General features: G+C 38.9%; 24 protein-coding genes and 1 pseudogene. 3 read left to right on the forward strand and 22 right to left on the reverse strand.

Annotated features, from left to right (window positions below):
- Positions 1 to 16 precede the first annotated feature (16 nt).
- Positions 17 to 88: pseudogene (locus AC3WJJ_RS12825) on the reverse strand (Acb2/Tad1 domain-containing protein); the annotation flags it as partial.
- A 231-nt stretch (positions 89 to 319) separates the two neighbouring features.
- On the opposite strand from AC3WJJ_RS12825, the gene AC3WJJ_RS12830 reads away from it, so the two are divergent.
- Positions 320 to 634, forward strand: a complete 315-nt coding sequence (locus AC3WJJ_RS12830) for a hypothetical protein (protein WP_492541080.1) — start codon at positions 320 to 322, stop codon at positions 632 to 634.
- A 354-nt stretch (positions 635 to 988) separates the two neighbouring features.
- Here AC3WJJ_RS12830 and AC3WJJ_RS12835 read toward each other — a convergent pair whose 3' ends face one another.
- Entirely contained in the window at positions 989 to 1477 is a 489-nt protein-coding gene (locus tag AC3WJJ_RS12835) for a hypothetical protein (protein ID WP_492541082.1), read from the reverse strand.
- Between the two features lie 569 nt (positions 1478 to 2046).
- Between AC3WJJ_RS12835 and AC3WJJ_RS12840 the strand changes: the two genes are divergently transcribed.
- Complete coding sequence (locus tag AC3WJJ_RS12840; RefSeq protein WP_492541083.1) at positions 2047 to 2271, forward strand: helix-turn-helix domain-containing protein; 225 nt, start codon at positions 2047 to 2049, stop codon at positions 2269 to 2271.
- A 573-nt stretch (positions 2272 to 2844) separates the two neighbouring features.
- Here the strand turns inward: AC3WJJ_RS12840 and AC3WJJ_RS12845 are convergent.
- From AC3WJJ_RS12845 to AC3WJJ_RS12865, 5 genes are all read right to left on the reverse strand, one after another.
- Positions 2845 to 3297 carry a hypothetical protein gene (locus AC3WJJ_RS12845; RefSeq protein WP_492541085.1) on the reverse strand — a complete coding sequence of 151 codons (453 nt, stop codon included), beginning with the start codon at positions 3295 to 3297 and terminating at the stop codon, positions 2845 to 2847.
- 16 nt (positions 3298 to 3313) lie between these two features.
- On the reverse strand, positions 3314 to 3646 hold the full coding sequence (locus AC3WJJ_RS12850) for a hypothetical protein (RefSeq protein ID WP_492541087.1): 333 nt from the start codon (positions 3644 to 3646) through the stop codon (positions 3314 to 3316).
- 1 nt (position 3647) lies between these two features.
- Complete coding sequence (locus tag AC3WJJ_RS12855; RefSeq protein WP_492541089.1) at positions 3648 to 4013, reverse strand: hypothetical protein; 366 nt, start codon at positions 4011 to 4013, stop codon at positions 3648 to 3650.
- Between the two features lie 117 nt (positions 4014 to 4130).
- Complete coding sequence (locus AC3WJJ_RS12860) at positions 4131 to 4610, reverse strand: sigma factor-like helix-turn-helix DNA-binding protein (protein ID WP_492541091.1); 480 nt, start codon at positions 4608 to 4610, stop codon at positions 4131 to 4133.
- A gap of 5 nt (positions 4611 to 4615) precedes the next feature.
- Positions 4616 to 4828 (reverse strand): hypothetical protein, encoded by a 213-nt coding sequence (locus AC3WJJ_RS12865; protein WP_492541093.1) that lies wholly within the window; start codon positions 4826 to 4828, stop codon positions 4616 to 4618.
- A gap of 163 nt (positions 4829 to 4991) precedes the next feature.
- On the opposite strand from AC3WJJ_RS12865, the gene AC3WJJ_RS12870 reads away from it, so the two are divergent.
- On the forward strand, positions 4992 to 5702 hold the full coding sequence (locus AC3WJJ_RS12870) for a hypothetical protein (protein WP_492541095.1): 711 nt from the start codon (positions 4992 to 4994) through the stop codon (positions 5700 to 5702).
- A gap of 308 nt (positions 5703 to 6010) precedes the next feature.
- On the opposite strand, the gene AC3WJJ_RS12875 is transcribed toward AC3WJJ_RS12870, so the two are convergent.
- The 15 genes from AC3WJJ_RS12875 to AC3WJJ_RS12945 form a co-directional block, all read right to left on the reverse strand.
- Positions 6011 to 6178: a hypothetical protein gene (locus AC3WJJ_RS12875; RefSeq protein ID WP_492541097.1), complete on the reverse strand. Its 168-nt coding sequence runs from the start codon at positions 6176 to 6178 to the stop codon at positions 6011 to 6013.
- A gap of 112 nt (positions 6179 to 6290) precedes the next feature.
- Positions 6291 to 6638: a hypothetical protein gene (locus AC3WJJ_RS12880; protein ID WP_492541099.1), complete on the reverse strand. Its 348-nt coding sequence runs from the start codon at positions 6636 to 6638 to the stop codon at positions 6291 to 6293.
- 2 nt (positions 6639 to 6640) lie between these two features.
- Positions 6641 to 6970: a YopX family protein gene (locus AC3WJJ_RS12885; protein WP_492541101.1), complete on the reverse strand. Its 330-nt coding sequence runs from the start codon at positions 6968 to 6970 to the stop codon at positions 6641 to 6643.
- A gap of 271 nt (positions 6971 to 7241) precedes the next feature.
- Entirely contained in the window at positions 7242 to 8246 is a 1005-nt protein-coding gene (locus tag AC3WJJ_RS12890; protein ID WP_492541103.1) for a DNA cytosine methyltransferase, read from the reverse strand.
- 22 nt (positions 8247 to 8268) lie between these two features.
- Positions 8269 to 8568, reverse strand: coding sequence for a hypothetical protein (locus tag AC3WJJ_RS12895; protein ID WP_492541104.1), 300 nt, complete (start codon positions 8566 to 8568; stop codon positions 8269 to 8271).
- Between the two features lie 13 nt (positions 8569 to 8581).
- Positions 8582 to 8908: a hypothetical protein gene (locus tag AC3WJJ_RS12900; RefSeq protein ID WP_492541106.1), complete on the reverse strand. Its 327-nt coding sequence runs from the start codon at positions 8906 to 8908 to the stop codon at positions 8582 to 8584.
- Between the two features lie 42 nt (positions 8909 to 8950).
- Entirely contained in the window at positions 8951 to 9181 is a 231-nt protein-coding gene (locus AC3WJJ_RS12905; protein ID WP_492541108.1) for a hypothetical protein, read from the reverse strand.
- 33 nt (positions 9182 to 9214) lie between these two features.
- The gene (locus tag AC3WJJ_RS12910; protein ID WP_492541110.1) at positions 9215 to 9424 is read right to left on the reverse strand and encodes a hypothetical protein; all 210 of its coding nucleotides are present in this window, start codon (positions 9422 to 9424) and stop codon (positions 9215 to 9217) included.
- Between the two features lie 25 nt (positions 9425 to 9449).
- The gene (locus AC3WJJ_RS12915) at positions 9450 to 9947 is read right to left on the reverse strand and encodes a pyrophosphohydrolase domain-containing protein (RefSeq protein ID WP_492541112.1); all 498 of its coding nucleotides are present in this window, start codon (positions 9945 to 9947) and stop codon (positions 9450 to 9452) included.
- A 79-nt stretch (positions 9948 to 10026) separates the two neighbouring features.
- Positions 10027 to 10398, reverse strand: coding sequence for a RusA family crossover junction endodeoxyribonuclease (locus AC3WJJ_RS12920; RefSeq protein ID WP_492541114.1), 372 nt, complete (start codon positions 10396 to 10398; stop codon positions 10027 to 10029).
- A gap of 90 nt (positions 10399 to 10488) precedes the next feature.
- Positions 10489 to 10731 (reverse strand): hypothetical protein, encoded by a 243-nt coding sequence (locus tag AC3WJJ_RS12925; RefSeq protein WP_492541116.1) that lies wholly within the window; start codon positions 10729 to 10731, stop codon positions 10489 to 10491.
- Positions 10698 to 10856 (reverse strand): hypothetical protein, encoded by a 159-nt coding sequence (locus AC3WJJ_RS12930; RefSeq protein WP_492541117.1) that lies wholly within the window; start codon positions 10854 to 10856, stop codon positions 10698 to 10700. The genes AC3WJJ_RS12925 and AC3WJJ_RS12930 overlap by 34 nt, the downstream gene beginning before the upstream one ends.
- Entirely contained in the window at positions 10825 to 10953 is a 129-nt protein-coding gene (locus AC3WJJ_RS12935; RefSeq protein ID WP_492541119.1) for a hypothetical protein, read from the reverse strand. The genes AC3WJJ_RS12930 and AC3WJJ_RS12935 overlap by 32 nt, the downstream gene beginning before the upstream one ends.
- A 7-nt stretch (positions 10954 to 10960) precedes the next feature.
- The gene (locus tag AC3WJJ_RS12940) at positions 10961 to 11758 is read right to left on the reverse strand and encodes an ATP-binding protein (protein WP_492541121.1); all 798 of its coding nucleotides are present in this window, start codon (positions 11756 to 11758) and stop codon (positions 10961 to 10963) included.
- Positions 11676 to 12440 carry a DnaD domain-containing protein gene (locus AC3WJJ_RS12945; RefSeq protein ID WP_492541123.1) on the reverse strand — a complete coding sequence of 255 codons (765 nt, stop codon included), beginning with the start codon at positions 12438 to 12440 and terminating at the stop codon, positions 11676 to 11678. The genes AC3WJJ_RS12940 and AC3WJJ_RS12945 overlap by 83 nt, the downstream gene beginning before the upstream one ends.
- Positions 12441 to 12482: the final 42 nt, after the last annotated feature.

Consider the following 12482-nt stretch of genomic DNA (forward strand, 5'->3'; position numbering starts at 1 on the left):
CCAATCACTGATAAGCTTAATCGTTGCACGCTATAGAAGCGTCTGCCCACATCATAATTTCTTCTAGTTTGGTTATAGCAAGAGACTTTTCTCAACTGTTAGGCAAAACTCATCAATTGTATAAGCCTACCCTGTAAATGCGACTCTAACCTCATCGCGAGTATTGCCTTTATTGTCATTTGTGGCGTTATTTAAATTGTTCTTGATTTCTTGATTCGCATTACATCATCCTCTCAGTGAAATATTAAAGGCGCCTTTTGACGACACATTAAAGAAATTAATCTAAATATCTCGAATTAATAATGAGGAGGAGAAAATTATGTTTCTTGTCATCGGTCATGATTCAGTTACAGATAGCGCTACACTTCAAACTAACATTATGAAAGTCTTACATTCTGAACAAATTGATCGTGCAGAGAAAGGAGTTCCTTACACCAAAGAGAGGGAAGTACTCCACTACACTGTTGATCGTCACGAAGATGAAGACTATCCAGATTATAAATACTTTAGTTACATAAACTCGACAACAAAACAACTCCTCGATGATCATAGTATCCAGCATGAGGATCTAGGAACAATCGACGTATTACCTGACAAAGCCGTTATACTTATTCGCAATTCTAGATTCCTTTGACCACTCACACCTCTGGTTATCAGGGGTGTTTTTTTTATTTGCCGCCTCTTTCTTACGTGGACGGCATGCACTCGGGATCCATCCTTTAACCGTTGGGATCACGGCAAAGGAAATGATTAGCAAGGATGGAGTATTCGATATGTTAAGGTGTTATACGTTTGTTTTGAAGGAATAGCCGCGCCGACCAATCCGGTCTTTCCCCAGCGGGCTTATCTTTATAAGGGCTACGGCATGCCATCCTTCTATATGATTATTGTGATCCATACCAGAAATTGATCCAATATGCGATTCACCTCTCATATATAGGTGGCAAGTGTACGACAAAAAACCGCTGAGGAATCAGCGGCTAATGTTTTAATCACGGAAAGCTGTAAATAAAAACGAATATTGTTCCATCACATATTTGTCAGTTGAACCTATTGAGAAGTATACAGTAGCTCCACTAGGTATCTCGAAGTTAGATAGTCTTAATGGATAAGTCCCACCTGGCTTATGGGCATAAACAACATCAGATTTTCGTCCACTAGCATACTCGATAAACATGGAAAGTTCAAATTCACATTTACCCATTGAAGGATTCATAAAATTTTGCATAATCATGGGTTCGTTTGATGTGTTTTTCCACTTAAACCAATCCTTATCTGAGGCGCTCGATAAATATAAGTCATAGAATTGCCCTGGAATAAGAGTTATCGCAGTTTCAACTGAATCCCCAATACCGGCAACAGTTGGTGTTACTGTTCCAGCATCACTTTTTTGACCTACATCAGCAAAAGCAGATTGCGAAACAGTCATGAGACTTGCTGATACTAAAAGGATAGAAAATAACTTTTTCAACTTCATATGTATTCCGCCTCTCTATTTTGTTTATCGGCCGATTTATTCAATAGTACCATTAATGTTATATATTAGGATATAATACATTAGTTTTATATTTATTGTAATTATATGTAATTAAAGAGGTTGAATTGTCGAATAATGAAAATGACAATAACAAAAAAGCCACCAAAAAGGCGGCTCAAACAAAGATATTCGTCAAATATTTGTTGACGTACGTAAACATATTTAGTATAATTAATACATAAGGAGGTGAGATACATATGAAACCTAGAAGGGCAAGGCACAAAGAGGAAAGAGAGCTAAACATCAAGTTGGCGATTGCAGTCGTTACCTTGATAAACTCAATCCTCACCATCATCATCCTGCTCACCAAGTAGGAGAACCCGAAACCTCAGCCCCGCAAGGGGCTAGGGATTAGGGTATGAAATATAATGGAGTGCCTTGCCCTTCGATTATATCATAAGAAGGAGTGATAAGCTGTGACACGTAAAGAAAAAGCAACTACGGTTATAACTTATACAGCCTTGTTTATCAGCATTGTAAACAGTATTATCTTGGTGGTGAAGTTTTAAATGTATCAATTCGAAAGCAAGGAAGAAATGACTAAGTTTATTAAAGAAGAGCTTGTCAGTACCGCCGAAGCTATGGAGATCCTGGAGTGTACTCGTCAGAACCTTCATTCATTCGTGAAACGCGGTAAGCTTACGCCAGTTAAAGAGACAAACCGTGAACGGTTATTCTGGCGCTCTGATGTCCTAGCTCGTAAGGAAGAAGCTGCTATATACAATCGTAAGTAACCCGTCATTTTGGCGGGTCTTTTTTTGTTCAGTAGCACAAACAAAAAAGCTACCTATAGGTAGCTTTAGCAAGAAGTGAAATATAGTTTAAATGGTTCCTTTGATAGAGAGTTATACTACTATAAATTGTAAAGGAAAAAACAACCTTTAATTCTCATTGATATCTTTACTCAAGAGATTGAGAGTTGGTAACTTCACACTGAATCTTTACATACCCTATATATAAGTGCATTCGATATAAAATTATTTGAACATGATATTCCGAATGCAATAATAGAAAGCGAGTCAGCAATAGGTATACTAACTAACTTGTGATAACCCAAATAAGTTAATAATCCTACTCCTATTATAGCTACAGAGAACGCATAAGCATATAATATATCGACTCTTTCCTTTTGTTCCTTTGTTTTAGATTTCAGTCTATTAATTTTATCAATAGCAGTATAAAATGCAAAAAAAATGGAAAAAACAAAAGAGCCACTGTTGATTATGATAAGAAGAGGGAAGTCATTATCTTGTAATCTTAAAATAGCTAGAACAAAGAATAGCATAAATATGATAAATTGTAACAAATTATACACTATATTGAATTCCTACACTTTCACCTATCTTCTGTGTTAATCCAGGAAACAGAAACATCATGTAACTAATATACTCATTAATTTCAACTTCTGAAATAATATGTATCCCAGAACCTCTCTCCAAAGTAATTGTTATGTTATAGACAACAGCATATACATCCTTTTTTTCAATATGAAATATGCCAATGTTTCCGAACGCAAGGGTATCGTTTTCTATCAACAAGTCAATAGCGAAGTCATTTAATTGATCTCTAGACAAAGTCTTTGTTAAGGGCGCTGAAAAATTGAGTGCATTAATACCTTCGCGATACCATAAAGCTACATAATATGCTGAAGATTCGTTTTTAATCATTAAAGTGAATATCTCGGTATCTTCATTATATGAAAATGGCACTTCCAAGCTTTCTAATATATTTGTAATATTTCCTTTTAGGTCAGCATTCATGATTTTTTTTCCTTTCTTATCTGAATATAACTGTCTTTACATTTGAAATATTTATATTATTAATTTTCTCTTCTCTCCCAATACATCGTACTCCTACTATTTGGTCATTAAAATTTTCTTTTAGAAAAGGTACTACATCAATTAATAACTCCTTTAGATCAGATGACTCGGGAAGAATAAAACTAATTTTTGATGGACTGGCACTAACAATGAATTTTTTTTCATCGTTAAATGCATCCGCATAACTATCAGATTGCTTATAGAAATCCACATCAAAATGATGAGCGGTATTTTCCAACAAAACATTATAATCATTAGACTTATCAATAATTAAATCGAAGGAATACATTTTATAGTCCCCCCCAATTCATGAAATCCACCATTTTTTTAATTCTAGATTTTTTATCTTTTTGAAATCCATCAGAGTGATTAATTTGTATTTCTGCAAAAAGTGAAACATCTGCTATAGACAGGTTTTCTTTTGATTTTTCCCATTTCGTATGAGAATTTTTAAGTTCCTGTAATCGCCAATCTGGTAATTTTTTTTCAATACACAATTGTATTATATGTTCTCTGACATCGCGGGTAAAATAATTTTCAGCCCATCGCATAAACTCTCTTTTCGTTTCAATTTCATTCTTTTCCAGTTCTAATTTTTTTTCATCGATGCTATCAAATTTACTGCGAAATTCCAGAAATCTATTTAATTTACTCATTTATTAGATACCCCGTTTTTCACCATATATTACCGATTATACAACCAAAGTCCTAATTGTAAAGGAAAAACCTTACAAGTATAATATTCGCAAGGTTTTAATTTTAGGCTAGATTTTTTAACCACATAGAAAGAGACTATTTATTTTATTTTTAGTCACTTTCTCTGTAGCACGTTCGAGCATCTTCTGCACTGAACTTCGTGTTAGATCCATTTCAAGCGCCACCTGCCCTATACTGAAACACAAACCATACCGAAGAATGTAAGCCTGTTTCTCTCTCTCGCTCAGTGTGGACAGTGCATCATCTATTTGAAACCGTTCATGGTCAGACAACGTTGTTGGGCTACCACAGGCTGCAAGTTGAGCATATGACTGCATCCGTAATGGATCAACCAACATAGTACGCTGCCGCCCGGATCTCCGGTGAATACCTCGCCTCGCTTCAGGTGTGTGGCCTCTCTGTAACCAGTCGATGGCAAACTGTACATCAGATAACATGCTGTTTATTAGCTTGGTATCTTCTTCGTCCATGGGCTCACCTTTTGCTTTCATAAGCAGTGCTCTGGTCTTTTTATATTGATCCAATAATTCTTCCACGGTGTTCACCCCTCAATATAATCGAATAAGTCCGTCTGTCCATCCTTTACAAACTCACTTGCATCACAGATTAATCCATCCTTTAGCCATTGTGCAGGAGCTTCGTTCAGGTAATGGTGCCATATTGGTTCACCTGCTCTGGATCTCTTTGGATTCTCTTCCTGCGCTTTCTCCGTCCAGACCAAATGTGTTTGTGCTGTTATGGTGTCAGGTCTCATGGTTAATTTCCTCCGTGTTTAATAATTTAAAATTACTTGATAGAGTATCGTAAATTGACATTTATGCGCTTTAACAGAGATTTCAAAAAACTTTATTTTCATATTTTTGAATCTGAATTCAATGCACATACGTAGTAAAAAATATAAAAAGGAGTGGTCATATATGGAAGAAAGGGTTGGACTGAACTTTGTTTCAAATATTAAAGAAATTACAGATTTTTATGATATTGAACTATCAAGCGGCAAGCTTATCCCAACAACTAAGAGAGATTTCTTTTATCTATGGGGTGGTTTATTATTACTTGTTATTGGGGTAATGCTTCTCTTCATATTCTTGTTATCATCAATGTTTTTACTGTCATTTCTTTCAATCGGATCACTTTTAGTTTCTTTGACTCTTGGCAATCTTGCCATCAAGTCAAGGAATGAATCCCTAAAATCAAACTTTGAAAACAGTCTAAATCAACGATATCTTTCACTTCCAAGTAAGAAACCAATGGATTATGTGAATGATATACTTTTTGGATATCGGACGGACAGAATTGCAACAAAATTGAATAGTATGAGAATAGATAACGTTGATTACATAACAAGAATGGCTGAACATTTAGAGTCGCTTAGCAAGAACACCAAAAGTAACAAATGGATTCCAATTGGTACGATTGGAGTGTTTTTAATTCCCTTGTGGACAGAATTTGTTGGTAAATACTTAACCAGCTTGTATACTCTTATTTTTTTATTTTTATTAGGATTAGTAATTTCCTTCTTTGTCGTAATGTTGAATAATGCTATCAGAATGTTTCTTTGGTCAGAAGCTGAAAAGAACCAGGAGATCGCCAATATCATGAGAGTCATAATAGCTTCTAAAATCTAATCGAATTCAAGGAGAAAGAGGTGTTCAAAGGGCTCCTCTTTTTTTATTTTTCATAAGCTTATTTCACATGTTTTTTTTAAATGTCAAAGTTATACTCTGCATCTTCTACTATTGTCTCGGTGTTGTTTCCTCCCCTGGTAGGTCATAGGCGACCAATAACGCTGCCTTGCATATTGCTTCAGGTGCTTCTTCGGCTTCACATCCATAGGCTTGCTGATGCAGATCCCAGTAATAGAGTGCGGTCCTTTCTCGCCTTCAGAGTTAAGCACTATCCACCAGTTGTCTTTGCGTAGTTTCTTTACTACTTCTCATGCTGCGGATATGTCAGAAGAGTAATTAAAGTTTCCCATCTCATATGCGAACCTGAAAAGTTTCTCGTTAACGCCCATAAATTTAGCAATTTCCCAGTCGAGTTTTTTTCCAGATAGCTCTTGTATCTCTTCCCTTGTCATATCCTTTTGCCAGTCTCTACTCATTCCACTACCTCACTCTGCTCCCAGATTTTCAGATCATCCGCACAGTGTTCACATAGTTCTCCGATTTCGTCCGCATAGATCTCTACATCTTCAAGGCATACACTACATTTCTTCATTCCACTACCTCCAAATCTTTAATTGATTCAGTAGTCAAGTAATTATAGTTATCAAATTGGACAGCTATCCAAGGCTCTGTCCTTACTTCTTTGCCTGTTGCTGTACCAAAGCCGTGTATTGGATGCTTAACTCTATCTCCCGGCTTAATGGTGGGTACAGGTGGGGTGTCGGGAGCAAATTTACCCGTCTCGATTTGATTAATGATATCCGTTAAAACCGTCTCACGTCCTAAGTAGAATCGGGTGTTCTTTTCGTTGAACTTTTCCTTGATGCAAAACTCTAATTCTTTATTCAAACATTCCAGCAGTTTTGTCTGGTCTATTAGCTTTACTTGGTTATTCATATCTACCCCTCCAATAGATCGGGATTGTCGTATATGTTGCCTAATTTCTTTGTTCCTTCGGCCCAACAATAGTTCCTATCAAACTCTATAAAATCTGAGAACCATAGATATCCATCCGGGAGACTATCGGCTACAAACATATATCCACTGCCGCAATACTGAACTTTACAAATATGCTTCTGACCCTCAAATTCAACATCTACTATATCCCCGTCATACAATTCTTCCTGATCATCGGTATCATCGTGTACGCCGGTGTATTGCATGAGTTCAACGTATGGAGACTCAATGCAAACCTTTAGCCAGTTTCTGCTTAGAAAGTCGTAGTTCATTTCTTTCGTTTCACTGTCTCATGCTCTGAATTTGATTTCACGTATCATCTTCTCTTCTTCCTCTCTAAAGGGATGGCGTTGCTAATGTAACTATTTGTATTTCCAAGTGTTTTATATATAGAGGTGATTACATTGGGCATTGCTTATTGGATTTTTCTTGTTGTGGGGATCGCTGTGATAGGTGGATTGTTTAGTATTAAAAATCGAAAATAAGTGTCTCCAACTCGTTAGGTTATAGGGTATATATGTGGGAGGTTGCCCTCCCTTGGGGTTAACAAATGAGTTCTAATTGCCCTTTCATGTTGCAAATGATTCCTCGGTCACTAGAAGCAAACTCTTCATTTAGCAGCACTTCAAATATCGCTTCTAACTCATCTACTACAATGCTATTGCCTGCTTGATGATATAGCGTCCCGTTTAAGCAACCTTCTTTTGATGGATGTTCTTTAAGCGCGGCTTCAAAATCACTATCATCAAATCCCATCAATCTCCAACATTCACGTTCTGTTAGATAGCGATATCGACCGTCAGTCATTCTCACTACACCACTATTTGGGCAACGCATTTGTTTAGTGGTGATGGTATACGTATAGTTCTTTATTTCTTCTAGCATTCGTCCATTAAAGTCTCCGCTCACAATTGGTTTGCCGGGTAACTTTCTGACCATGCTCGGTTGTGTAACAATATACTTTTCATCAACTTCTTCTTCTAAAAAATCGTTTATTGATCTCATTGGTCTTCTCTTCAACATAGAGAAATCAAAGCATTTGTTATCTAATAGCGATACAGTAAACAACCTCTCTCTTGCTTGTGGAATCCCATAATCCCTTGCATCCAAGACTTCATATGAATTTGTGTAACCCAACCGTTCCATATCATTTAGATAATGATTAAATGCTGATACCATCTTTTTCGATAAAGCATTCTTTACATTCTCCCAAATGACTGCTTTGGGCTTCCATACTCCAAGATTCTCAATAATTTTGACCGTTTCAAACATCAGTGAGCTTCTTGTTCCATCCTCAATATTTCCACCGTATTGTTTTCCTGCAATGCTGAAATCTTGACATGGAGATCCGTGAACCAATATATCTGGTTGTAGATTGTATCCTAGGACCGATTCCGGCTTATAACGGTGGTCAAACATTGCATTATAGGTGCGAACGGCTTTTTCATTCCATTCGACATAGTCAATCGATTTATGCTCTATCCCCAAATTGATAAGGGCTTTCCTTGGGGCTCCTATCCCTCCAAACAGTTCCAGAATCTTAATCATGGTGTCTTATCCCTCCTTGGGTTTATAGGGCTTCCCTAGCTCGTTTTCCGCCGTCCTTATCAATAGCAATGCTTGGTCCCCATTCGGTTTCCATGATCTTCGCTTGATAGTTCTCTTCATCCGCATAAAACCTTAGTGCTTCATCCTTGCGTTCGATCTGTGCTTTCAGGCGCTCTATTTCAGCGTCCTGTTCTACTAATTCACAAAATGGGCATGTGTAGTTACCGTTACCCTTACCAGTTACCGGATCGATGTCTTGGTGGGTCGCATCAAAAGCAAATCCGCATGAAGGGCATTCCCACATCTTGTTCTGTTCGCTCATTGGTTATCTCTCCTTAAAGGTGATTTCCGCATAGTCGGCATTCGTCATATTGCGGCTCCATCACTGCTTCACCTGGGATGTAATCCCACACTTCATGAATAAATTCTATCTTTTCATGTTGGCAAGTCTTCTGGAATCGTTCATAGCGTTCAAGGCTGTTTTGATCGCGGTAACGGCACTTAGAGCATTTGGTTTTATTCACCCCAACAATGTCCTCATTCTCACCATTGTAAAAGTGCCATACCTTTCTTTCGTGGTAGTAAACATCACCCTTTTCGAAGCCCCGGCCACAACATTCGCACCGTCTCTTTAACTTCCGGCTTGCGATTTTGCGCTTCATGTTATCTCTCCTTATATGGGGTATGGATTTATAGTCCGTTCGCTACTCTTCTTCGCATTCGCATAGAGCTATGCCATCTTCTGTCCATTCTTCGCATTTTTCACATTGCTTCTCTATTTGAAATCCTTCAAATCGATAAACTGCTTTTACTTTGTATTCCTTATCACATCTGGAACAGGTTACTTCTTCCTCTTCATCGTTCCAGTTTGATAGGTGGTCTTCTACAACCTCACCGCAATAGGGACAAACCTGTTCTTCTTGTAATTCATCCATCTTCAAACCTCCTTGTTATATGGGGTATGGGGGTTAAGCCTGAACCTCGTAAAACCAGCCGTTTTCATCATCACTCTTCAACTCAGCTACCTTTTCATCATCAAGCCGTTCTCTTTGTGCTTCATCTGCCGAATCAAAAACCAGAGCTTCCAATAGATCATCTGTATAAGAGCAGCCATCGTCATTACATACGAAGTTTTCATTCCCGGGAAAATCCTCGGTTACTAATATAAATTTTGGCATCGTTTATTCGCTCCTTTGATATGGGTTAAACCGTGCTCTGACGAATTAATTCTTCCTCAATTTTCGGCTCTGGCGCATACTTTTCAGCCCATCCATCAGGTTTTACAATCTTGCCTTGCTCGTTGAACCGAGGTTTACCATCCTCATGCAACTTGCCCATGTTGGCAGCATGTACGATAGCGAAAAATGGTTCTGGTTTAACTCCCATAAGGGTAAAGGTGCCGATAGAGAAGTATATAAGGTCTGTCAGTGCGTCAACTTGGTCTTCTAGTGTGTCAGCTGCTGCAAACTCCGTTAATTCTTCCATCATCCAAGAGATACGTTTCGCAACCATGCCACCAATGTTTTTACCAATGTAGTTTTGTGAAGAGATAGCTTTAATTTCTTTCGTTGTGTCATCCAGAGCCCCGATCAGCCACATATTTGTTGCCAATGGACCTTTATCAAGCAATGTAGGTTCTTCTGGCATTTCCTGATTAAAAGCTGCGTGAAACTCTCTTACTTGCTCGTATTGTTCGATCATATTTACCTCCATAATTCGTATTCACTGGAACACCAGTTTGGTTTAAGGGTAGTAACGGGCCGCGACTGAACACTTTTTCCTATCCAGCCACTTCAAATTCTATTTCGATCCTTGGATTTTCTCGGTCTATTTCGTAATCCATTATTCGTGGTAGTGCTAGTTTGTCATCCTCGTAGATCTGTCCCTTTTCCAAGGCATCTAGAAGCGCTTTTAACGTGTTATGTGTATCTCGCTTACGTTTATCGGGAAAGTAATACCAAAGCCGTACAATGACCTTTCCTGTTGACGTAGACCACTTGTTTTTGTTTCGCCATAGATTAGCAAGTAAAGTCGTCTCGTCAAACCATGCTTGAGCTTGAGGCTTTAATACTTTCATTCTCCGTTTACCAGAAGTGTTCTGGTACATGTGGTTAACGCTAGGAGCTACACCGGGCAATATAAGTCGGGTCATTTGCCTCTCCACCTGTCTTTATGATCTAAAATGTATCTTTCACCCCGAATGATAAGTACGGTCGGTATGCTTGTCCTTTTTCAAATACCTTCACGCTATCACCCTTTTCGGTTTCTTCGATTCCCGTTGCTCTGCAATTTGATCGATCATGTCCACCAATTTATTTCTGATGTATTCCTCTCTGTAGGCTGCTGGAACACCGAATATTGCGGCTTCTTCTGAAATCTTAGCTATCATGCTATCTGCACTCTTGAGGTGTTCGAATATGAGGTACTCCAGAGATTCGAAAATACTGTCCATCACTGGTTCGTGATTTTTCGGTTTACGTCCCATGATGTACTCACTCCTAACCGTTTGATGACTTCCTTGGCTGCATGTACTCGGCAATCGAAGTCCAATCCGCAATTCATGACGATATTTATAAGTTCAATGTCTTGCTTGTTCTCCATCGCTTTCATCTGGCCTTTCCTCCTTTATCCCGAAGCTCTCCCTGCCCCGGCGCATAAATTCTTCAAAGTCTTCGTCTATTAGGTTGTAGTCATCAATTTGTTTCATAATCCTCCTACTGCAGCCGGTAGTTCAATTCAATGCCGCCCGTTAGTGTTACTTTGTAATCCCGGCACATTTCGTTGATCCGGCTACCTATACCCTCGTCATATTCGCAAATCTGTCCAATCGTCTTCTCCGAACTGATTAATACTGGTTTGTTCTCAAGGTATCTAAAATTGATAATTGCGAATAATTGCTCCAGCTGAAAATCCGTTGGTTCCCGGCGGCCTTTAAACATGTCGTCAATGTAAAGTAGTTCTGCACGTTGTAGCTGCCGTATCCGTTCGTCCATCAGATCGAAGTTATCTTTGATTTCGTTAAACCCTTCAACCCACGGAAAGTAAACTACGCCAATCCCCCTACTTAGAAGGTTGTTTGATATCGCCATGAGCAAGTGTGTTTTACCGCACCCAGGACGCCCTAGGAGAGCCATACTGTTATGACGGGTACATTTGATCTCTTCGTAGTTCAAAACGTAATTCCAAGCCGTCTGCTTCGCCTCATACACTTTTAGCGGTCTACCTTCCAAGGTGAAGTTTCCAAAGGTCTTTTTTTGGAACTCTTCTGTTATCTTGCTGGACCTCATTAATCGTTCAGCGCTTCTATCCTTCCGACACTCACATGGCACTGCGTACTCATGCCCTTCATCGTTCCGCTGTATAATCCATTCGTCATCTTTACACTTCTGGCACCGATATTTCGCTAGGTCCTCAGCTTCCCGTTCAGTTTTACTTATCGAGGAAAGAGAACTCACTTTCTCTCGAAGCTTGTCCATGTCGAACTCCCTTAGACCGGCCTTGATACTCTTCATTTCCTCTTTCCTCCTTCCAAGGTTCGTCTATGCCAGAGGCTTTCCACCGTTTCAAAATCCCATGAGCATATCCAAGTGATCTTTTGCCATTCACAACCGAAACTTTTATTGATTCTTTGTACCAATGAACCCCGTATGTTTCCACCAGATCGTCTATCTGATCTTTAAGTGTTGGGCTTATAGTACCGAAACCTTCTTGTTCAAAAATACGATAAGGATTTATGAGATCATCACTACCACCACTGAGAATCTGTTCTTGTTCCGTTCTGTTCTCTTCCCTTCTGTTCTGTTCTGTTCTGTTCAGTTCAGTGGGAATTTTCTGGACTTTCCCGGAATTTCCCGGAATGTCTGGGAATTTGGACTTCGTTCGCTTGTGTAAACCTTGTTGGTGCTTATCAAAACTCTCTATTTGTATCACTTTTTCCCCGTCAACTTCATACCAATTGATCAATCCATTTTCGTTCAATCTCGCAAGAGAGCTATCAATATCGGCTATAGACTTATTCAGCATTGGGACTATCAACGCTTTGACTTTGGCAGGCGAACCAGTCAACCTGCCGAAGTCATCAGAGTGTGGAATCATCCATGTGAACAGCAGCATATCGAATAAGTCCGGTAACGTATTTACTTTCTCCGAGATGGATATGACCTTGGACAGCATTCGCTTTTCAGCCAACGTCACCACTCCTTTTCATTCCGTACGTTTCCGGGAATTTCCCGGAAT

It is taken from the genome of Paenibacillus sp. FW507-14B1B (assembly GCF_058781425.1).